The sequence below is a fragment of the Acinetobacter portensis genome (genome assembly GCF_010646905.1).
Taxonomy (GTDB): domain Bacteria; phylum Pseudomonadota; class Gammaproteobacteria; order Pseudomonadales; family Moraxellaceae; genus Acinetobacter; species Acinetobacter portensis.
Genome location: NZ_JAAARQ010000002.1, coordinates 1,901,093 through 1,922,161 on the forward strand (window position 1 = coordinate 1,901,093; position 21,069 = coordinate 1,922,161).

Annotated in this window: 18 protein-coding genes; 13 read left to right on the plus strand and 5 right to left on the minus strand. The window is 36.8% G+C overall.

All coding sequences use genetic code 11. The features are described 5' to 3' along the window. The first annotated feature begins 2 nt into the window (after positions 1-2). From GTK57_RS09040 to GTK57_RS09050, 3 genes are all read left to right on the plus strand, one after another. Positions 3-1,130: a T6SS immunity protein Tli4 family protein gene (locus GTK57_RS09040; RefSeq protein ID WP_163122865.1), complete on the plus strand. Its 1,128-nt coding sequence runs from the start codon at positions 3-5 to the stop codon at positions 1,128-1,130. 45 nt (positions 1,131-1,175) lie between these two features. Beyond that, positions 1,176-1,556 (plus strand): ribonuclease E inhibitor RraB, encoded by a 381-nt coding sequence (locus tag GTK57_RS09045; protein ID WP_152874950.1) that lies wholly within the window; start codon positions 1,176-1,178, stop codon positions 1,554-1,556. A gap of 162 nt (positions 1,557-1,718) precedes the next feature. Beyond that, entirely contained in the window at positions 1,719-2,063 is a 345-nt protein-coding gene (locus GTK57_RS09050; protein WP_152874949.1) for a zinc ribbon domain-containing protein YjdM, read from the plus strand. Between the two features lie 131 nt (positions 2,064-2,194). On the opposite strand, the gene GTK57_RS09055 is transcribed toward GTK57_RS09050, so the two are convergent. Further along, on the minus strand, positions 2,195-3,223 hold the full coding sequence (locus GTK57_RS09055; protein ID WP_082188993.1) for an IS701 family transposase: 1,029 nt from the start codon (positions 3,221-3,223) through the stop codon (positions 2,195-2,197). 86 nt (positions 3,224-3,309) lie between these two features. Here GTK57_RS09055 and GTK57_RS09060 point away from each other — a divergent pair, with 86 nt between their 5' ends. From GTK57_RS09060 to GTK57_RS09090, 7 genes are all read left to right on the plus strand, one after another. After that, positions 3,310-3,678, plus strand: coding sequence for a 5-carboxymethyl-2-hydroxymuconate Delta-isomerase (locus GTK57_RS09060; RefSeq protein WP_163122868.1), 369 nt, complete (start codon positions 3,310-3,312; stop codon positions 3,676-3,678). Positions 3,679-3,890: 212 nt separating this feature from the next. Beyond that, on the plus strand, positions 3,891-4,226 hold the full coding sequence (locus tag GTK57_RS09065) for a YegP family protein (protein WP_152874947.1): 336 nt from the start codon (positions 3,891-3,893) through the stop codon (positions 4,224-4,226). A gap of 162 nt (positions 4,227-4,388) precedes the next feature. Next, positions 4,389-4,793, plus strand: a complete 405-nt coding sequence (locus tag GTK57_RS09070) for an NUDIX hydrolase (protein WP_163122871.1) — start codon at positions 4,389-4,391, stop codon at positions 4,791-4,793. Between the two features lie 81 nt (positions 4,794-4,874). Beyond that, complete coding sequence (locus tag GTK57_RS09075) at positions 4,875-5,288, plus strand: TM2 domain-containing protein (RefSeq protein ID WP_199287342.1); 414 nt, start codon at positions 4,875-4,877, stop codon at positions 5,286-5,288. 323 nt (positions 5,289-5,611) lie between these two features. Next, positions 5,612-6,856, plus strand: a complete 1,245-nt coding sequence (locus GTK57_RS09080; protein ID WP_163122874.1) for a carbohydrate porin — start codon at positions 5,612-5,614, stop codon at positions 6,854-6,856. Between the two features lie 185 nt (positions 6,857-7,041). After that, positions 7,042-9,444, plus strand: a complete 2,403-nt coding sequence (locus tag GTK57_RS09085) for a glucose/quinate/shikimate family membrane-bound PQQ-dependent dehydrogenase (protein WP_163122877.1) — start codon at positions 7,042-7,044, stop codon at positions 9,442-9,444. Positions 9,445-9,693: 249 nt separating this feature from the next. Next, a complete protein-coding gene (locus tag GTK57_RS09090; protein WP_163122881.1) occupies positions 9,694-11,817 on the plus strand; it encodes a TonB-dependent receptor family protein in 2,124 nt (707 codons plus the stop codon). Between the two features lie 50 nt (positions 11,818-11,867). Here GTK57_RS09090 and GTK57_RS09095 read toward each other — a convergent pair whose 3' ends face one another. The 3 genes from GTK57_RS09095 to GTK57_RS09105 form a co-directional block, all read right to left on the minus strand. Continuing rightward, entirely contained in the window at positions 11,868-13,442 is a 1,575-nt protein-coding gene (locus GTK57_RS09095) for an aldehyde dehydrogenase (NADP(+)) (protein ID WP_163122884.1), read from the minus strand. A gap of 21 nt (positions 13,443-13,463) precedes the next feature. Then, complete coding sequence (locus GTK57_RS09100) at positions 13,464-15,251, minus strand: IlvD/Edd family dehydratase (RefSeq protein ID WP_163122887.1); 1,788 nt, start codon at positions 15,249-15,251, stop codon at positions 13,464-13,466. Between the two features lie 112 nt (positions 15,252-15,363). After that, positions 15,364-16,542 (minus strand): fumarylacetoacetate hydrolase family protein, encoded by a 1,179-nt coding sequence (locus GTK57_RS09105; protein ID WP_163122890.1) that lies wholly within the window; start codon positions 16,540-16,542, stop codon positions 15,364-15,366. Positions 16,543-16,911: 369 nt separating this feature from the next. Here GTK57_RS09105 and denD point away from each other — a divergent pair, with 369 nt between their 5' ends. The 3 genes from denD to GTK57_RS09120 are packed head-to-tail and all read left to right on the plus strand — an operon-like array spanning position 16,912 to position 20,163. Continuing rightward, on the plus strand, positions 16,912-17,883 hold the full coding sequence (gene denD / locus GTK57_RS09110; RefSeq protein ID WP_163122893.1) for a D-erythronate dehydrogenase: 972 nt from the start codon (positions 16,912-16,914) through the stop codon (positions 17,881-17,883). A gap of 33 nt (positions 17,884-17,916) precedes the next feature. Then, entirely contained in the window at positions 17,917-19,284 is a 1,368-nt protein-coding gene (locus GTK57_RS09115) for an MFS transporter (protein ID WP_163122896.1), read from the plus strand. A 6-nt stretch (positions 19,285-19,290) separates the two neighbouring features. Continuing rightward, positions 19,291-20,163, plus strand: a complete 873-nt coding sequence (locus GTK57_RS09120) for an NAD(P)-dependent oxidoreductase (RefSeq protein WP_163122899.1) — start codon at positions 19,291-19,293, stop codon at positions 20,161-20,163. A 114-nt stretch (positions 20,164-20,277) separates the two neighbouring features. Here GTK57_RS09120 and GTK57_RS09125 read toward each other — a convergent pair whose 3' ends face one another. Beyond that, complete coding sequence (locus GTK57_RS09125; RefSeq protein ID WP_152875190.1) at positions 20,278-21,042, minus strand: hypothetical protein; 765 nt, start codon at positions 21,040-21,042, stop codon at positions 20,278-20,280. Positions 21,043-21,069: the final 27 nt, after the last annotated feature.

The window sequence follows — 21,069 nt, forward strand, 5'->3', positions numbered from 1 at the left end:
AGATGAATAACGTACAACAATTACTCTGTGCCACGCTTACCTTGGTGTTAACAGCATGTGGCTATACTCAAAATGTACAGGAACAACAGACCATGCGTACTTACCCAGCAAAGGCTTTATATTTTCATTATTACCAAATTGACATTCCACAAGACATAGCGGTGGATGATAGCCAAATTGAGGCTGAATTTTGGGGCAATCGTTTTTTTGCCTACCCCATTGCTTCGCAACAAGCTTTTGATGAGTTGGTGAATGAACGCATTAATGTATTTAAAAACCATAAACTGTCGGAAAAAGCCCTTGCTTATGAAAGGGAAAGTAGACAAACATTGAATGAATATGCGGGTGAGTATGTTAAAAAATATTACCCACCGTTAAATATGACCACAGCCTTATATGAAGCCATTCGTTATGATGCACAGCATTATAAAATTATTGCCAATTCTTTAAATAACTTAGACTCGAGTTTTAATACATCGCTTTATTTGCAATATTATATGTACGTGCCTGAGCAGCATCAATACATTATGACACGGCAAACCAAGCAGCCAGCTTCGTTGATTGTGAGTGAGGACCAATATAAAAGTGGAAAAACTTTTTTAACAGAAGTGCTTAGTACCAATAAAAAGCGATTAAATAATCAAAATTTTATGGCGGTCGGCCCAGTGGTATGGATGAAGCCCGACTCACATCCAAACATAGAATATAGAATGGCGTCAAAAGCTGTGCCCATGTCTTTACATTTAGATGTAGGTGCAAGAAAAGACAAAGGCGAAACCAAAGACGAACTAGAAGAAACAATTTCGACCATAGACTATTTAAGTGAAGGGAAATCAAAAAAAATATACAGAGGCAACCGTGACTTAGCTGGTATGAAAGGTATAGAACGTTGCTACTTGGCAACAGCCTCGGAGTTAAACGAAAGTAGTTATGTGTGGTGTGCATGGGGTACAGATGGCGAAAAAGAAGACCTGAATAAACCCTCTATATTATTAGAAATGGAATATGAGGTAGGTTCATCGAGTACTGACATTCAATATGCAATGGATGCATGGAAACAATTGATGGATAGTTTTAAACGAAGAACTACAAGTAGAAATAAGAAAATCTCCAAAATGAAACATATATAGGCTAATCTAGAACATAGAAATATATGTTTAAAATAAGGAAAAACAATGTCACGCGATTATCAACAATTCCCAGATGATGACAACGGCAACGTACTTTGGCAAATGGCTGAAGATGGTGATGACCTAACAGTTGCACATGAAATTGAATACTCAATTGCATTTAAAAGCCAAGAACTTGCAGAAAAATGTGCACTATTCTTACTTCAAGAAGAACAAAAAATATCACTCTTCCAAGACGAAGAAAGTAACGAATGGTTTATTACCATTTATGTTTACATGGAACCAGACTATTCAGATATTGTGGATTTAGAAGAATGGTTCACTAAAATTGGTACAGAATATAATGGCGAATACGATGGATGGGGCTGTATGGCTTACGTCTACGATGATGAAGACGAAGATTTAGATGCAGAACAACCTGCATAAAAAATTCAAAAAAAAGCATGCTATTGAGCATGCTTTTTTTTTATTGCTGACCCAATTGAGAAATAAAAACCATACTTAAAACATGGCTTTTGGCTACATCAACGAAATATAAAAATGTTATAGTGTGTTTTTATATTTTGTCTTTTTTTCTTGAGATTTTTTATGTCTTTACCTAATTGTCCAAAATGCCAATCAGAATACACATACGAAGATGGCGAACTACTTATTTGTCCTGAATGTTCACATGAATGGAAAGATGGCGAAACTTCAGAAGCAGAAACTAATGCCATTATTAAAGATGCAAATGGCAACGTACTTGCAGATGGCGACACAGTAACAGTGATTAAAGACCTTAAAATTAAAGGCTCATCATCTGTGGTGAAAGTAGGTACAAAAGTAAAAAATATTCGCTTGTTACCAGATGCTGCCGATGGACACGATATCGATTGTAAAGTTGATGGTGTAGGCGCAATGAAATTGAAATCTGAATACGTGAAAAAAGCTTAAACGTACTTGAAAAAAAAGCACCGTAAAAATACGGTGCTTTTTTTGCCTGAAATATATAAAAATCAAACAAATAAACAGCTTCAGGCTGTATCAAGAAAACGAACGTGATATAACATAGGACTTACGCACTGTTATTTATAGACTCTCTGTGGTAGCAGATGATTTTTATCGAGAATAAAGTCATCAATGAAGTTTTTGATCATTGGTCTAAATAACTTCTTCTGCCAACGATATACATTTTCAAAGATCCGCTCAAACTGGTTCTTTTGTATCTCAACATAGGCCATCAAGGCTGAAAAAATATGATTCGAAATCAGTTTAGATCGTCTTACTTGAAACTTTTCAATATGACAAACCTGTTTAATCACTCGGTGATATTGTTCTATTTTCCAATGACTTGAATGTAATTCATGAAAACCCTCAAAGGACAATAAATCATCTTCATCTTGATGCACAATATAAAACCTCTGCTGTTCTTTTAACTGAGTCTTAAATAATTGTACAAAGCCAAAATCTTTGAGCCAGACCACTTGACCCTGATGGAAATTTGGCAATAAACGCAGTTGAAACCATTGTCCTTTTTCTGGGGAAACCTTACGGTTACAGTCGATACCAAACATAAATCGAATACCATGTTTTCTTATGGTTTTTAGATTTCCAGTCGATGAATACCAACTATCACCTGTAATAAATTGAATCTTTGCACCCCAACTGAGTACTTCACTTAACATATCCATAAAGTAATCATTCTTGGTTTTACCTTCAGATTTGTCATAAATTCGGAAATTAATTGGAATATTTTGACCATTTTGATCTGTCGCATACAAGGTAATGAGATTAATACCCTTGACGGATCGGTGGTGTTTGCCTGACCAAAAATAGCTAACTAAGTCCATATGCTGACTATATGGTTTATCTAAAACAGTATCATCAATACTGACTATAAGTTTATTATTATCAATATGTTGAATTGCTTCTTGATATAGGTCGTGAGGTGTGTAGTCTTCACGTTCTAGAAAGCGATTTACACTATCATGCGAGATGTTATAAGTCTCGGCAAGTTGTGTGCAGCTAATAGAGTTCGGTTCTGTCATGAGAAAGCCCATATAAATGGGTAGAGTACAAGTTGCTGTAGAAGCATTTTTAATTCGTCTGATCACAGATACTTTATAAAGTATTTTAATACTTTTTTGAATCCGTCAATGCGTAAGTCCTATAACAATAAAAACATTTTGAAAATTTTTCTATGCCGCACATCCATCTTGAATATTCAGACAATATTGAAAACTTAGAAGTAAAACCACTTTTACTTTCATTAAATAAAGCATTAATTAACGGTGGTTATGCTCAAGCAGGTTTGGACATTAAAAGTCGTGCAACATGCCAAAAAGACTATGTGATTGGAGATAATGAACCCAATCAGGCTTATATTCATTTGAAGTTATCACTGCTTACAGGTCGATCTGTGGAATTACGACAAGAAATTTCGGCATGTTTACTGAATGTACTTACAGATAATGCACCAAAGCAAGAAAAAGTGACGGTTCAACTCTGTGTGGAAGTACTGGAAATGCAACGTGAAATTTATGCGAAAAAAATAATAAGTTCACACTAAATAATCCAAGGTAAAACTTCTGAGTAAGTTTTACCTTTCTTATGATGTAAATATCTTAAAAATTTAATAAAGTTCATTCGAAATAGGTACTTATTTTTAAGTTAAGTACTTTTTTATTTTTTAAAAGTCATTTATATTTCATATAAGTAGAATAAAATTTACCCAATATATTTTAAATACACATAAATAAGAGCAATTAGAAGAGGTGTGGTATGTCAGGATGGTTCGAGATTAGTCAGGCAAAAGACGGACAATATCGTTTTGTTCTAAAAGCAGGGAATGGTGAAACAATCCTAACCAGTGAATTATATAAAGCTAAACCTTCGGCTCAAGTTGGTATTGAATCTGTTCAGAAAAATTGTACAGATGATTCACGCTATGAAAGACTGACTGCTAAAAATGGGAAACCCTATTTCAATTTAAAAGCAGCAAATCATCAGGTTATTGGAACAAGTCAGTTATATGCGAGTGAACAGTCACGAGAAAAAGGCATAGATTCTGTGAAAAATAATGGTGTTAAAACTGTCGTTAAAGATCAAACCGTATAGTTATTATTTGACGGAAAAAAGCATGCTTAGGCATGCTTTTTTATTTTCACTTAGATTTTTTGAAAATACTTAATAAATTTTATAAAGATAAAAATCTAGTCATTTATTTAGCGACTATTTAAAGCATAATTTAAATAATGAATATTAAGTGAAAATTGAAATATGGCATTTACAGATTTTTATAGATTAAGTTCACATGCTGTTATTTTAAATGAAAACAATGAAGTTTTACTTCTAAAAGCGACTTATGCCAATTGTGCGTGGGGACTACCTGGTGGTGGTTTAGATATGGGAGAAACTATCCATGAAGCGCTTATTCGTGAATGCAAAGAAGAATTAGGTTGTGATATTTCCATCGATTATTTGTCAGGTGTCTATTTTCATTCTGCTGTAATTTCGCATGCTTTTATATTTAGATGTCATCTATCTAAAAACTCAAATATTCAATTAAGTTCAGAACATTCTGAATTTAAATGGTTTTCGATAGATGAATTAAGTCCAATTCAAAAGCAACGTGTTGAAGATTGTCTTACTTTTAATGGTGAAGTGAAAAGTAGAGCTTTTTAAGAATTTAAATAAGAAAATATTTATGTGATTTATCATTTTTGTGATTATAATCTGTTTGAAAAACAATCAAAGAGAACAACAATGAAAGGCATTATTTTAGATTATTCAATTCAAGACAATACTGGAATAATTAGTGGCGATGACCAAAATCGTTATTCATTTTCAGGTAGTTCTTGGAATGAACAAATTGCACCCATCAAAGGACAGCAAGTTGACTTTCAAGTAACAGGAGAAGGAAGTGCTGTAGAAATTTACTTGATTGGTGGACAGCGTAATACCTTTACTCAAGCTGGGGAAAAAAGCAAAATTATTGCTGCTGTATTGGCATTTTTCTTAGGTGGATTTGGTGTTCATAAATTTTATTTAGGACAAATAGGTTGGGGAATTGTTTATTTATTATTCTGCTGGACATTTATTCCATCTATCGTCGCATTTATTGAATTCATTATTTACTTATGCACAAGCGATGAAGATTTTGCGAAAAAGTATGGTTGATTTTTATTCATGAAAAATAGAGGGTGTTGTTATACATCTTCTATTTTTAAGATAAAAATAATACAAATAAAAGCATAATTAGGTTTAGCGAAAACAAAAAATATAGAGGTAGAAATTACGTGATTAATTTTTATGTGTAGATATGTAAATAGAGCATTTTTTTAGATCTAAAAAGTATACTTTATTAAGGCTATTCATAAAAATGATATTCTTAAACAAATCATATCCTATTGATTTTTTAAACAATAATGAACAGTTGTGCAAAAAATAAAGAATAGGAGTAACATAACGACACTAAAAACGTGAAAAAGGTAGTACATTTTATGTATTATTCACCTCTCTCAAAATTGGTTTTAACCACATTTGCAAGCCTTACATTGGGCATTTCAGCGACACATGCCGCTGATGCTTTTAGCACAGAAAGTCCGTGGATGTTTGGTGACTGGAATGGTCAAAGAACAGATCTTCAAAATAAAGGTTACGACTTTAGCTTTGGTTACACAGGCGAGTTAGCAAACCTTATTGATGCTAAAAAATCTTCTAGTCATGGTACAGAATACGCAGATCAATTTGCGATTGGTGCACATTTAGACTTAGAAAAAATTGCAGGTTGGAAAGACACCGAAGCACAAATTACGGTAACAGAACGTAATGGTCGCTCACTTTCTCAAACTTCAGATGCCTTAGATGGTCATTTGAGTTCTTCACAAGAAGTGTGGGGACGTGGTCAAACTTGGCGTTTAACTGATTTTTGGATTAAGAAAAAATTCTTAGACCAAAAAATAGACGTTAAAGTGGGTCGTTTTGGCGAAGGTGAAGATTTCAATAGCTTCGATTGCGATTTCCAAAACTTAGCACTTTGTGGTTCACAAGTGGGTAACTGGGTAGGTGACCAATGGTACAACTGGCCAGTATCACAATGGGCTGCACGTGTGAAATACAACATCACACCTGAGGTTTATGCTCAAGTAGGTGCTTATGAATATAACCCTGAAAACCTTAAACGTGGTAAGGGTTTCAACCTAAGTACAGATGGTTCTAAAGGTGCGATGATTCCTGTGGAAGTTGTTTGGACTCCTAAATTAGGTTCAGAGAAACTTTCTGGTGAATACCGTGCAGGTTATTACTACAGCACAGCTGATGCTGATGTAATTGCTAGCACGACTGGTGAAACAGGTCATCATCAAGGTGGTTGGGTTGTTGCGAAGCAACAATTGACTGCACATAAAGGTGATGCTTCTCGTGGTTTAACTGGTTTTGTGAACTTAACGGTTCATGATTCTAAAACCAATGAAAAATCAGATATGCAAAACATTGGTCTTGTTTACAAAGGTGCAATGGATGCTCGTCCTAAAGATGAGATTGCTGTTGGTTTAGCTCGTATTAACATGAACAACGACTTAAATGATGGTCGTAGTGAAGAATACGATGCAGAAATATATTACGGAATTCATGCGGCAAATTGGTTAACAATTCGTCCAAATGTTCAATATATTCGTCATGTAGGCGCATATAAAAATGGTGAAAATGCTTGGGTTGGTGGTATTAAATTCCAAACAGCATTTTAGTTTTTAGACTTATAAATATTTGCACGTAATGATTGAGTATTTTGATGCATAAAGAAATTATGCATGCTCTGAATGGTGTAAATATTTAAGGTCTGTGAACTGTAAAGGTGCTCATTTATTTAAAGTTAAATCTTTATCTCCCTAAGTAAATGAGCGTTAACAGAATCTTAAAATAGGTGGTCAATATGAGTACTCCATCTTCAGGTTCAGTTCTAAAAACGATTTTAGCCGTTGTTGCTATTATTTTCGGTTTAGTACTGCTGATTGGAGGGGTATATCTTGCAACACTAGGTGGGTCTTGGTACTACATCATTGCAGGTATATTCTTCATTGCTACAGCAATTTTATTGCAAAAATTAAAAAGCACTGCGCTTATTGTTTATTCGGCACTTGTACTTGGTACAGTGGTATGGGGGCTTTGGGAAGTTGGTTCTGACTTCTTCGCACTTGCGCCTCGTTTAGATATTTTAGGTGTATTTGGGCTTTTATTATTAATTCCTGCGGTTACGCGTGGTTTTGATAATACGAAAACAGCTAAAACAGTATTGACTGGTACTTTGGCAATTACGATTGCAGTTATGGTCTATTCAGTTTTTAACGATCCACAAGAAATTCGTGGTGAGTTATCAACTAAACAACCTGCTAAATCGGAAGTGACTCCGGGTATTGCAGATGGCGATTGGCCTGCTTATGGTCGTACGCAATCTGGTCTACGTTATTCTCCATTAACTCAAATTAATTCTGAAAACGTAAAAGACCTGAAAGTTGCTTGGGAATATCATACGGGTGAGTTCAAAACTGAAAATGACTCGGGTGAAACAACCAATCAGGTAACGCCAATTAAAGTCGGTGATAACATGTACATGTGTACAACTCACCAAAAATTGACAGCACTTGATCCTGCAACAGGTAAAGCAAAATGGACTTACGATCCTAAGTTAAACGCAGATCATACGTATCAGCATTTAACTTGTCGTGGTGTTTCATATTTTGACGTAAACAATACTGTTGGCTTCGAAACTAGCTTAGCTTCAAAGAAAACAACATCTGCTGAATGTCCTCAGAAAGTCATTCTTCCTGTGAATGATGGTCGTCTTGTTGCGGTAAACCCACAAACAGGTAAGCCATGTTCAGACTTCGGTAAAAATGGTGAAGTTGATCTTCAAAAAGATATGCCGTATCCGTATCCGGGTGGTTATATCCCAACATCACCACCTGTTGTAACAGGTACAACCATCATTATTGCGGGTTCTACTACAGATAACTATTCTACTGAAGAGCCATCTGGTGTAATTCGTGGTTATGACGTAAATACAGGTGAACTTCTTTGGGTATTTGATACAGGTGCGGAAGATCCAAATAAAATTCCTGCTCCAGGTCAAAAATATGTTCAAAACTCACCAAATGCTTGGGCACCTTTAGCGTATGACGCTAAATTGGACATCGTATATGTTCCAACAGGTGTAGGTACTCCTGATATTTGGGGTGGTAACCGTACTAAGTTGCACGAGCGTTATGCGAACTCAATGTTAGCAATCAATGCGACTACAGGTAAGTTGGTTTGGAACTTCCAAACAACGCATCATGACCTTTGGGATATGGATGTACCATCTCAACCATCATTGGCTGATATTAAAGATAAAGATGGCAAAACTGTTCCTGCTATTTATGTATTGACTAAAACAGGTAATGCTTTTGTTTTAGATCGTCGTAATGGTAAAGCAATTGTGCCAATTACAGAGAAACCTGTTCCACAATCTGTGAAACGTGGTCCTCAAACGAAAGGTGAGTGGTATTCTAAAACTCAACCATTCTCTGACTTCGATATGGCGCCTAAAGAGAAATTGACTGACAAACAAATGTGGGGTGCCACTATGTTTGACCAATTGATCTGTCGTGTATCTTTCCATAAATTGAACTACGATGGCATTTATACGCCACCATCTGAAAATGGTACTTTGGTATTCCCAGGTAACTTAGGTGTGTTCGAATGGGGCGGTATGTCTGTTAACCCAGATCGTCAAATTGCTGTAATGAACCCAATTGGCTTGCCATTTGTGTCTAAACTTATCCCTCAAGATGCAAACCGTCCTAAAACTGCAAAAGGTGCGGGTACTGAAGCGGGTGTTCAACCAATGTATGGCGTGCCTTACGGTGTTGAAATTAGCGCGTTCTTATCTCCATTTGGCTTACCGTGTAAACAACCAGGTTGGGGCTTTGTTGCGGGTGTAGATTTAAATACACACGAAACAGTTTGGAAACGTCGTATTGGTACAATTCGTGACAGTATGCCGGGCATTCCATTACCTCCATTCAAAATGGGCGTTCCAATGTTGGGTGGTTCTATCTCAACTGCGGGTAACGTGATGTTTGTTGGCGCAACTCAAGATAACTATATCCGTGCAATCAACGTTACAAACGGTGATGAGCTTTGGAAAGGTCGCCTTCCTGCGGGTGGTCAAGCGACACCAATGACTTACGAAGCAAATGGTAAACAATACGTTGTTATCATGGCGGGTGGTCACGGATCGTTTGGTACCAAAATGGGTGACTCTGTAGTTGCTTATGCACTTCCAGATGCTAAATAAATAATGGTTTAGTTCATGTAAAAAAGCCTGATTCGTCAGGCTTTTTTATGCAATATGTAGTGAAGTTAAATTAAAAAATGAATGATTTTTAAAGTTTGTCATATATCGCTAGATTGAAGATAAATTTATCGAAAAGTAATCTATTAGAAATTATTACGGCACTTTGAGTATCAAGCACAATACACAATAAAGAAAAGTAATTGATTGTGATATTTCACTGCAATTATTTGATATTAGGAACGAAATTTTATGCAACGTCATTTAAAACGACTACCAATGAAATCGACATTATCTTGTCTTATTGCGTGTATTAGTGCCCAAGGTGCTTATGCCGATGTAAATACAACCATCAACAATACAGATGTTCCGCAACTTGCACCTATTGTGGTTGAAGCAACACGCACAGATAAAGATGTTCTATCGACCCCGACTTCGGTGTATTACATTCCACAAGAACAACAAAAAAGTATGAATGTGAATCTTTCGGAAACGCTCAAAGGTGTGCCGGGTTTACAGCTGAATAATCGTGAAAATTACGCACAAGATTTGCAAATTTCTATGCGAGGCTTTGGCGCACGTTCTACATTTGGTGTGCGAGGCATTCGTTTGTATGTCGATGGTATTCCTGCAACCATGCCAGATGGTCAAGGGCAAACATCGAATATTGATTTGAATAGTTTGGATCATATTGAAGTTTTAGGTGGTGGTTTTTCATCGCTTTATGGAAACTCTTCGGGCGGAACAATTTTAACTTCAAGTAAAGAAGGGCAAGGGCGAGATTCTGTAACACTCGGCTATTCGGGCGGTAGTAATCATAAAAATCAGGCGAATATTGTCCTACAAGGTGGTTCAGAGCAAGCCAATCAACCAAGTTATATTGTTAGTTCATCATATTTTGATACCGATGGTTTTCGTGATCATAGTGCAGCGAATAAAGTGCTACACAATGCCAAACTCACTTGGAACTTAGATGATGGTTCTAAAATTAATTGGATGGGAAATTACGTCAAAATTAATGCTGATGATCCGGGTGGTTTAACACGCGCACAATGGAATGAAAACCCAAAACAAGTTGCAGGAAATGTATCGCTTTATAATGCACGTAAAGAGATTGAACAGGTTCAAACAGGTTTAACGTGGAATAAACCAATTAACGATCAGCATGAACTTTATGCGATGGCATATTTAGGACAGCGTTCGGTTACACAATATCAATCTATTCCAAGTGGTTCTCAGGGTGGGGTAAACCATGCGGGTGGTGTCATTGATTTTGACCGAAAATTCTTTGGTACAGATTTACGTTGGACCGGAAAAGACCTTTTACCAAACACCAAATTTATTGCAGGTGTTGCTATTGATGGTATGACTGAAGATCGAAAAGGTTATGAAAACTTCAATGGCGATGCGCTTGGTGTGAAAGGCAAATTACGCCGTGATGAAGATAATACTTTATGGAATATCGATCCTTATGTGCAAGCATCTTATAACTTTGCTCAAGATTGGACTTTAGATGCGGGCTTGCGTTATAGCAATGTGCATTTTAAATCTGAAGATAAATTCTTAAGTAATGGTGACAATTCAGGCAAAACCGATTATCAGCGATTGTTGCCATCTGTGTCTTTAAGTTGGCAGATTATTCCTGAATTAATGGCATATGCAAGTTATGCACAAGGTTTTGAAACACCGACATTCACTGAAATGGCTTATCCTGCCGTTGATAGTAATACGCCATTTAATTTAGATGCTGCAAAAAGTGAAACCTATGAAATTGGGCTTAAATCTAAGAACAATTTAGGTGATTTTACTTTTGCAACGTTCTATACAAAAACCAAAGATGATATTGTGCCTCTCAAAAATGAAGATGGCAAAGCAACTTTCCGCAATGTAGATAAGACATTAAGACAAGGCGTTGAGCTTTCTTGGACTAAAAACCTGTGGCGTGATTTAACTGCTCAAGCAAGTTATAGCTATATTGATGCAACTTTTGATCAAGACACTGTGAATATTGTTGGTGTAACTCCAATTCAGAATGGAAATTACATTCCTGGTATTGCTAAGAATCAGGCATTTTTAAGTTTAGGTTGGAAGCCTGAAAACGGTTTATATGCAGGTTTAGATGTTCGTTATTCAGATAAAATTTATGTGAATGATATTAATGCTGAATCTGCGCCAAGTTATGTGGTGACTTCTGCAAATGTAGGCTATAAGTGGTCTTATCAAGATTGGTCAATCAATAGTTTTGCTCGCGTAGATAACTTATTTGATAAAGATTATTCAGGTTCTGTGATTGTGAATGAAAGTAGTAAGCGTTTTTATGAGCCTGCTGAGGGACGTAATTGGAGTGCTGGCTTGAGTGTGACCAAAGCTTTCTAATGATTGTTTAAATAAAAAAATCCCGCTACATGAGCGGGATTTTTTAGGTCTTATATTTTATCGCGAGTCATTTCGCCATTCACTAATCTTGATAGATTAAGCGGATTTTCATCGCGCAATGCTTCAGGGAGTAAGTTTTGCGGATAATTTTGATAACACACTGGGCGCAAGTAGCGTTCAATAGCCAATGTTCCCACAGATGTACCACGAGCATCCGAAGTTGCAGGATATGGTCCACCGTGAACCATCGCATCGCATACTTCAACACCTGTAGGATAGCCATTTAATAATAAACGACTCGCTTTCTCTTCTAATATAGGCACAATATCTGTAAAGTTAGTTAAATCAACATCTTCAGCAATCAATGAAGCAGTCAATTGACCATTCATGCTACTTAATGCTTGAATCAACTGATCTTTGTTTTTTACTTCAATCACAATGGTTGTTGGACCAAAAATTTCTTCTTGAAGTAATTGATCGCCTGCAAGAAGTAATTCAACATTTGCTTTAAATAGTTGAGGTTGTGCTTGATCACCTTGTTGAGCTTGACCTGCCAAGTGCTCAATCCCTTGATGATTTTCTAAATGCTCTAGACCAGATACATAGCTTCTTAACGTACCTGCATTCAACATAGTTTGAGCAGGTTTCGCATTGATATTTTCAGCTAATTTTTCAATAAACTGAGAATATTCAGGTGATTGAATACCTAAAATTAAACCTGGACTTGTACAGAACTGACCACATCCCATTACAACAGAATCTGATAAGTCTTGAGCAATTTGATCACCACGAGTTTGTAATGCAGATGGAAGCATGATCATAGGGTTGATACTGCTCATTTCTGCAAATACAGGAATAGGTTGCGGACGTGCAGCAGCCATATCACATAAAGCACGACCACCTTTTAATGAGCCTGTAAAACCAACGGCTTTAATTAATGGATGTTGAACAATTGCTGCGCCCACACCATTACCATAGATCATGTTAAACACGCCTTCAGGCATATTGGTTTTCACGACAGCGCGTTCAATTGCTTGGGCAACATAATCGGCAGTTGCCATATGACCACTATGTGCTTTCACAACAACAGGACAACCTGCCGCTAAAGCAGAAGCAGTATCACCACCCGCAGTTGAGAATGCCAATGGGAAGTTACTTGCACCAAAGACAGCAATGGGTCCAATACCAATTTTAATTTGACGTAAATCTACGCGTGGCATTGGCTGACGATTAGGTAATGCGGTATCAATACGAGCGCCAAGAAAATCGCCACGACGAAGCACTTTAGCAAATAAGCGCATTTGACCACTAGTACGACCACGTTCACCTTGTAAACGAGCAAGTGGAAGCGCTGTTTCTTGAGAAATGATTTCAAGAAAATCTTGACCTAAAGCATCAAGCTCATCTGCAATTGCTTCAAGAAATTGAGCACGTTGTTCAGGGGAAGTATGACGATAAAGTTTGAAAGCTTGATCTGCTGCTTCACAAGCTAAATTCACTTCTTCTACAGTTGCTTGATAAAAATCATATGCTAAAGCTTCGCCCGTGGTTGCATTGACGCTTTTTAGTGTGCTGCTGCCCAATGCACTACGTTGCCCAGCAATAAAATTATGTCCAATAGTCATCGGAGTTCCTTAAATACTTTATTAATGTGAATGTCTTGGTACGTTTTGCTCATTAATGACTTTCATATAGAGCGTTGCGGGTTCTAAGCAACCACCTGTAGATAATTGACCAACCATGCTGCGGTACATTTCTTGCCAAGGCGTTTGAGATTTTGGAAAGTCTGGTTTCCACTCAAGGCGACGCTTTTCAAGTTCTTCATCTGAAATTAAAACGTTCACAGAGCGCTTGTTTAAATCGACTCTTAAAACATCGTTCGTTTTTAATAATGCGATACCACCGCCAACAGCAGCTTCGGGTGACATATTTAAAATAGATGGACTTGCAGATGTACCACTTTGACGACCATCACCTAAGCATGGAAGTGAGTCGATGCCTTTTTTAATGAGTTCGGCAGGAGGAGCCATGTTTACAACTTCGGCACTACCCGGATAACCCACCGTACCTGCACCACGAATCACTAAAATACAATTCTCATCGATATTGAGCTCAGGATCGTTAATACGTGCGTGATAATCTTCAGGGCCTTCGAACACAATTGCTCTTGCTTCGAAACTGTTTTCATCACCAGGGCTAGAAAGATAGGTTTTAGTGAAAGCTTCACCAACAACAGACATTTTCATAATGGCGCTGTCGAAGAAATTACCGCTCAGTACAATAAAACCTGCACCATGTTTGAGTGGCTCATCATAAGGGAAAATAACATCGGCATTTGACGTCTTAGACTTTTCAGCAATTTCTCCCATTGTCTGACCGCTTACAGAGGCACAGTCTTCATGTAGAACACCTGCTTTTTGTAGTTCATACATAACGGCAGGAACACCACCTGCACGGTGGAAACCTTCACCTAAGTATTTACCTGCAGGCATACAGTTCACAATAAGAGGAATATCTTCGCCTACACGTTGCCAATCTTCTAATGTCAATTCAATGCCCATATGGCGTGCAATCGCAATTAAATGTGGTGGGCAGTTGCTTGATGCGCCCAATGCAGATGCAACAGCAATTGCATTTTCAAAAGATTTTTTGTTCATAACTTTAGAAGGACGTAAATCTTCTTTCACCATTTCACAAATACGTTTACCAGTTAAATACGCCATTTGACCACGTTCACGATATGGCGCAGGAATACTTGCACAGGTTGGTAAAGACATACCCAAGGCTTCAGCTAAAGCATTCATTGAAAGTGCTGTACCCATGGTGTTGCAATGACCTACAGATGGCGATGCAGATGTCGTCATTTCCATAAAGCCTTCGTAATCAATTTCACCTGAGGCTAATAAGTTACGAGCATGCCAAATAACCGTACCAGAGCCAATCAAATCACCTTTATAGTGACCATCTAGCATTGGACCACCCGATAAAACAATTGCAGGTAAATCGGTTGTTGCAGCAGCCATTAAACATGCAGGTGTGGTTTTGTCACAACCTGTTGTGAGTACAACGCCATCGAGTGGGTAGCCATGTAAAATTTCAACAAGACCTAAGTAAGCAAGGTTACGGTCTAAAGCCGCTGTTGGGCGGCGAGATTGTTCCGCAATAGGATGAACAGGGAATTCCATAGGAATACCGCCTGCATCCCGGATACCAGCTTTGACACGTTCAGCAAGTTCTTTATGATGACGGTTACAAGGAGTCAGATCGCTACCTGTTTGCGCAATCCCGATAATTGGGCGACCAGATTGTAGCTCTTCACGTGTTAAGCCATAGTTCATATAACGCTCTACATATAGAGCAGTCATATCGGCATGATCTGGATCATCGAACCATTCTTGGCTACGTAAAAAAATCCGTTTACTTTGATCAGTCATCTTTGGAACCTATATTTCTGTTTTTCAACATGAATTAATGTGTGTTACGAAGGAGCAATCTTAATGTTCAATAGCCATGAGGACTATTGAACTTAAGAATAATATGGGAAAATTACAGTAAATTTCGTGCTTTTAAATTGTTAATCAGCGCATTAAAACCAAAATTCCAAGGTTTTGCCTGATCACTTGTAGTCACTTCATTGTAAAGTGAGCCAAGTTTAGGTGTTTGAATGTGTACAACATCGCCAATTTTATGCGTGAAGCCTGCACCTTGTTTTTCACGATCTTTTGTTGGCGCGAATAAAGTCCCTAAAAATAGAACAAAACCATCTGGATATTGGTGATTTTCATTGAGTGTTTGGTTGACTAAATCTTCAGGATCACGGCTAATTTGTGACATAGAACTTAAGCCATTTAGCGTGAAGCCATCGACACCTTTAATTTCTAGTTCAACATCGCAATGACGAACGTCATCTAAATTAAATGTTTCATCAAATAGGCGGATAAATGGACCAATTGCACATGAAGCATTGTTGTCTTTTGCTTTACTAAGTAATAGTGCGCTTCGACCTTCAAAATCACGTAAATTCACATCATTACCTAAAGTCGCACCTAAAATTTTACCTTGGCTGTTTGCAACTAAAACCACTTCAGGTTCAGGGTTATTCCACTCAGATTTAGGGTGAATACCAATTTGTTGACCCGCACCAACAGCAGCCAATACAGGTGCTTTAGTAAAGATTTCAGCATCTGTACCAATACCTACTTCTAGATATTGCGACCACATGCCTTGTTCAATTAAATATTCTTTGAGCTGTAATGCTTTTTCAGAACCCGGTTGAATTGTTTTCAAGCTATCGCCAATGACGCTTTGAACAACGTCACGAATGTGCTGTGCTTTAGAAGCATCACCAGCTGCTTGTTCCTCAATTACACGCTCTAACATGCTTGCTGCAAAAGTTACGCCTGCAGCTTTAATTACTTGTAAATCGATAGGTGCTAAAAAATAGGCTTGTGCAGGATTTGGATTTTGATGGGTATTTGCTAAAAGTTCATCAACAGTACCTAAGTATTGACCTTCAAGATTCGCCAATACATCTACAGGATGATCTACTTCTAATAATTCAGAAACAGTTTTGAATTCTTTTGAAATATCAAAAACTTGATTATTCTTTAAAAGAACAGGTGATGGACCTGAATATTCTGCATGAGGTACCCAAGCTCGACCAATGAGACAACCTTGAGTTCCATCTGAAGGTAGTGTATTTGCAGAGTTTAAAAGAAGTGTCATATGTATCATCCATGTTATTTGTGAAAATATGATAGGACGCTAAATCAATAAACACCAATTGCATTATTTTAGTTATTGATAACTACAGGTTATTAAATAATTATGGTGATGACCTTTGTTTTTTTATTTAAAAATATAAGCGTTTCGTTATTCTTAAAGTAATGAAGAGGCTAAATGAATGATAAAAATTATATGAATGAATTATATACAGTATAAGCTGACCCAAAATCTAAAGATAATTAAAAAAAATGATATTAAAAAGTTATCAATATCCGCAAATAATTCATTGGTAATTATTGGTTGTCCTGCTTAATTTGATGGTAGCGAATTGGATTCGTCAATCTAAACAAATAAAGGAAAGGAGCACCTATGAATATTCTAATTACTGGCGGTACTGGTTTTATTGGAAAACAAATCGCAAGCAAAATTTTAGAATTAGGGAGCATTACATTTGATGGTGAATTAGCAAAAAAAGTTGAAAAAATTATATTATTTGATGCTTTTCAGGGTGAAGACGTTCCTCAAGATTCAAGAGTAGAAGTTGTTACAGGCGATATTACCAACAAGCAAACTGTACAAGAAATCGTAAAAAATGTTGATGTTGTTTGGCATTTAGCTGCGGTGGTAAGTTCGGCAGCTGAAGCTGATTTTGATTTGGGTATGAATGTGAACCTATATGGTTTATTGAATATTTTAGATGTAATTCGTAGTCAAAATACTCAACCCAGATTCATTTTTGCAAGTGGTTGCGCTGTATTTGGTGGCGATTTACCTGAAATTGTTACAGACAAAACGGTTGTCACACCAAAATCTTCATACGGTATGCAAAAAGCCATTGGTGAATTGCTTGTTGCAGATTATTCACGAAAAGGTTTTGTTGATGGGCGAGTACTTCGCTTACCAACAATTGTTGTACGTCCTGGAAAACCAAATAAAGCAGCATCAACATTCTTCAGTTCTATTATTCGTGAGCCATTGAAAGGTGAAACAGCCGTTTGTCCTGTTGCCGAAAACACGCCTGTATTTATTACATCTCCAAGAAAATGTGTTGATTCTATGATTAAGGCAGCAACACTTTCACCGCAAAAATTAGGCAATGAACGCATTATTCCACTTCCTGGTTTAACCGTTACGGTTAAAGAGATGCTTTCTGCCTTAGAAAAAGTGGCAGGTAAGGAAGCTGTAAATTTAGTGCAATGGGAAGAAGATGCAACAATTCAAAGAATTGTTCAAAGCTGGCCAACACAAGTAGAAGCTGAATATGCAAACTCACTTGGATTTGAAGCAGATCAAAGCTTTGAAGATATTATCCAAGCACATATTGAAGATACTAAAGAATAATAGCCAAAAAATGGATTAAAGAGAGATTAAGTTATGGATAATACTCATATTTCTGCTTTGGAAGAGCAAACCGTAAAGCGCGTGACAAAACGTATTATTCCGTTTTTAGTCATTCTATTTATTATGGCTTTTTTAGATAGAACGAATATTGGTTTTGCAGCTTTGCATATGAATGAGGCACTTGGAATTACCCAAACCATTTTTGGATTGGGCGCGGGTATTTTCTTCCTCGGTTATTTCATTGCTGAAGTACCAAGTAATGTATTACTTCATAAGTTTGGTGCACGAATTTGGATTGCCCGTATCATGATTACATGGGGCATTATTGCTGCATTTATGGGTTTTATTACGACAGGAACTCAATTCATTGTTTTAAGATTTTTACTTGGGATTGCTGAAGCAGGCTTTTTCCCAGGTGTGATTTTTTATCTTACATTGTGGTTTCCAGCCCGTTACCGTGCTCGTGTATTTGCAAGTTTTTACTTAGGTCTACCAATTGCTCAAATTATTGGTGCTCCTGTTTCAGTCGGTTTAATGCAATGGGGCGATAGCATTGGCTATGAAGGCTGGCGCTTAATGTATATTTTAGAAGGTATTCCATCCGTTATTTTAGGCTTAATTTGCTTAAAATATTTAACGAATACACCTAAAGAAGCAACATGGTTATCAGCTGAACAACGTCAGTGGTTAATGACAACATTAGAACGTGAAGAACAAGAAAAGTTAAAATCTGAAGATGTAAATGTAAGTAAAAGTACCATTATCAAACAGGTATTTAAAAACCCATTGGTTTGGATTATGGCATTAATTTATTTTGGTATTACATCGGGTTCAAATGCAATGTTCTTCTTCCTTCCAAGCGTATTGGAATCATTCCGAAATACATTTGGTATGGAAATTAGTCTAATGCAGAATGGACTGCTGACTGCTATTCCGTACGCTTTTGCTGCTGTAGGTATGATTTTGTGGAGTCGTCGTTCAGATAAAAAACAAGAGCGTTATCATCATGGTGCATTTGCTGCAATTATGGCTGCTAGTGCGATTGCAATTGCGCTTATTGTAAATGAGCCATGGGCGATTATTGTGGGCTTTATTTTCCTAGCAATTGGGGTATTTAGCGCAATTAATATCTTCTGGACTATTCCTGGTCAAACGCTAACAGGTATTGGGGCTGCAACAGGTATTGGGATTATTAACTCGGTGGGTAACTTAAGTGGCTTTTCAGGTCCTTATTTAACGGGCTATTTATATACAAGTACAGGAACATACACCGTTGCATTTATGGTGATTGCTGGCTTTGTAGCAATGGGTGGTTTAGGTTTAATTTTACTTGGTCGCTTAAAAGCAAGAAGTATCCGTGCTGAAAAAAATGCTGTAATCAATCAATCTGTTACGGAGTAGTGGTGGATGTCTAGTATTGGCTTTGTTGGCACAGGTATTATGGGTTCACCTATGGTGCTCAATTTATTAAAAGCGGGTCATCAAGTTAAAGTATGGAATAGAACACCATCTAAACTTAAAAAACTGGTTGAAGCAGGTGCAACTCCTTGCGCTGAACTAGAACAGATTGGACAAGATGTAGCATTTTTAATTTGCATGTTAAGTGATGGTAAAACCTGTGACGAAGTCTTGTTTCAAGATAAAGGCGCGACTAGCCAGCTGAAACCCAATAGTACAGTTATTGTTATGAGTTCTATTCCTGTAGAAACAGCTCAGGAACAAGCGAAAAAATGCAATGAACTTGGCTTGCAGTATTTAGATGCGCCTGTATCGGGTGGTGAAAAAGGTGCAATTAATGCAAGTTTAGCGATTATGGTTGGGGGAGATGAACATGTGTTTTCCCAAGCAGAATCTGTTTTTAAAGCATTAGGCAGACCTGTTCTCGTTGGAAATGCGGGGTGTGGGGAATTGGCAAAGCTTGTGAATCAAATGATTGTAGCAAGTACCATTGCAACTGTAAGTGAAGGTTTACTTTTGGCTCAACAAGGTGGTGCAGATCCTTGGAAAGTGAGAGAGGCTTTATCTGGCGGTTTTGCAGATTCCCCAATTCTTCAGCAACATGGTGAAAGAATTTTAAGCCAAAACTTTGTACCAGGTGGGGCAGCTCGAACTCAATTGAAAGATACGCATACTGCAATTGCACATGCAGATTGTTTGGGGTTGAAGTTGCCTGTAGCTCAATTGGTAGATCAGCTTTTTGAAAACATGGTAAATGCTGGAGATGGTGATTTAGATCACTCAGGTTTATTCTTAGAATTGAAGCGAATGAATCAATTGTAAAATACCTTGTCGTTATGTAAATAAGAATCCCGCTTAAATAGCGGGATTCTTATTTAGTTTTACTTCATTATTTTAGTTGTTGAGTATTAAAAGAATTCACGAAATATATAAAAATTATTTTTTAAAATAGTAATGAATACGTGAAATAATAGAATGGCTTAAAGGTTTTTGAGTGTCTATTGAGTATTCAATATTCTTCTGATTAAGTTTAATGCTAAAACGTAAAATTTTTACTTTTAGCTTTAACTCCTCAGTTTGATCATGCATATACATTCCTAAAAAATTAAAAAGGATGACTATGACAATAAGTATAAGAACCGAATTGGTTATCCAGTTTTGACTAGAAACATCAAAGAAATCAGGTTTTATAGCTAATACTAGCATAGCTAATATTGTTGGAAACAAACCGACTTTATCAATCTGCCCAATTAAATGCCCAATCCTTTTTTCAGTGTTTTCAAGTTTTATCTGAATTCTATCCACTACGTAATCTAGTTCTAGTTCTTTATATCTGGAAAGTTCATTAATAATTGGTATTAAATCATCAGTTTCAGCCTGTAGCGGTTCAATCAATGATTTTTGCGGATTTTGAAATATTTCTTTTAATATCTTTTTCTCTTTAATTAGCATGATAATTGGGCTAAATCCGAATGAAAATAATGCGCTGATAAATAAAATATTAAAAATAAGCCTTAGCTCTTCAATAGGTGATTGATATTTATAAAATAGAGCAACACATATTGATATGAATATTAATATCAGACCCCAAATGTAAAGAAGTTTGGAGAATTTATAATCTGATTTTTCATAATAAATTTTAGATTTAAATGAAATAATTTTTAGAATTTCTTTTATATTTTCCGAATTAATTTTTTGCATAAGCCTTTTATATTCTTAGATTAAAAA

Bases quoted from the DNA above. Each gene is read 5' to 3' on its own strand.
- GTK57_RS09040 (WP_163122865.1), top strand. From the start codon at position 3: ATGAATAACGTACAACAATTACTCTGTGCCACGCTTACCTTGGTGTTA.
- GTK57_RS09045 (WP_152874950.1), top strand. From the start codon at position 1,176: ATGTCACGCGATTATCAACAATTCCCAGATGATGACAACGGCAACGTA.
- GTK57_RS09050 (WP_152874949.1), top strand. From the start codon at position 1,719: ATGTCTTTACCTAATTGTCCAAAATGCCAATCAGAATACACATACGAA.
- GTK57_RS09060 (WP_163122868.1), top strand. From the start codon at position 3,310: ATGCCGCACATCCATCTTGAATATTCAGACAATATTGAAAACTTAGAA.
- GTK57_RS09065 (WP_152874947.1), top strand. From the start codon at position 3,891: ATGTCAGGATGGTTCGAGATTAGTCAGGCAAAAGACGGACAATATCGT.
- GTK57_RS09070 (WP_163122871.1), top strand. From the start codon at position 4,389: ATGGCATTTACAGATTTTTATAGATTAAGTTCACATGCTGTTATTTTA.
- GTK57_RS09075 (WP_199287342.1), top strand. From the start codon at position 4,875: ATGAAAGGCATTATTTTAGATTATTCAATTCAAGACAATACTGGAATA.
- GTK57_RS09080 (WP_163122874.1), top strand. From the start codon at position 5,612: ATGTATTATTCACCTCTCTCAAAATTGGTTTTAACCACATTTGCAAGC.
- GTK57_RS09085 (WP_163122877.1), top strand. From the start codon at position 7,042: ATGAGTACTCCATCTTCAGGTTCAGTTCTAAAAACGATTTTAGCCGTT.
- GTK57_RS09090 (WP_163122881.1), top strand. From the start codon at position 9,694: ATGCAACGTCATTTAAAACGACTACCAATGAAATCGACATTATCTTGT.
- GTK57_RS09095 (WP_163122884.1), bottom strand. From the start codon at position 13,442: ATGACTATTGGACATAATTTTATTGCTGGGCAACGTAGTGCATTGGGC.
- GTK57_RS09100 (WP_163122887.1), bottom strand. From the start codon at position 15,251: ATGACTGATCAAAGTAAACGGATTTTTTTACGTAGCCAAGAATGGTTC.
- GTK57_RS09105 (WP_163122890.1), bottom strand. From the start codon at position 16,542: ATGACACTTCTTTTAAACTCTGCAAATACACTACCTTCAGATGGAACT.
- denD (WP_163122893.1), top strand. From the start codon at position 16,912: ATGAATATTCTAATTACTGGCGGTACTGGTTTTATTGGAAAACAAATC.
- GTK57_RS09115 (WP_163122896.1), top strand. From the start codon at position 17,917: ATGGATAATACTCATATTTCTGCTTTGGAAGAGCAAACCGTAAAGCGC.
- GTK57_RS09120 (WP_163122899.1), top strand. From the start codon at position 19,291: ATGTCTAGTATTGGCTTTGTTGGCACAGGTATTATGGGTTCACCTATG.
- GTK57_RS09125 (WP_152875190.1), bottom strand. From the start codon at position 21,042: ATGCAAAAAATTAATTCGGAAAATATAAAAGAAATTCTAAAAATTATT.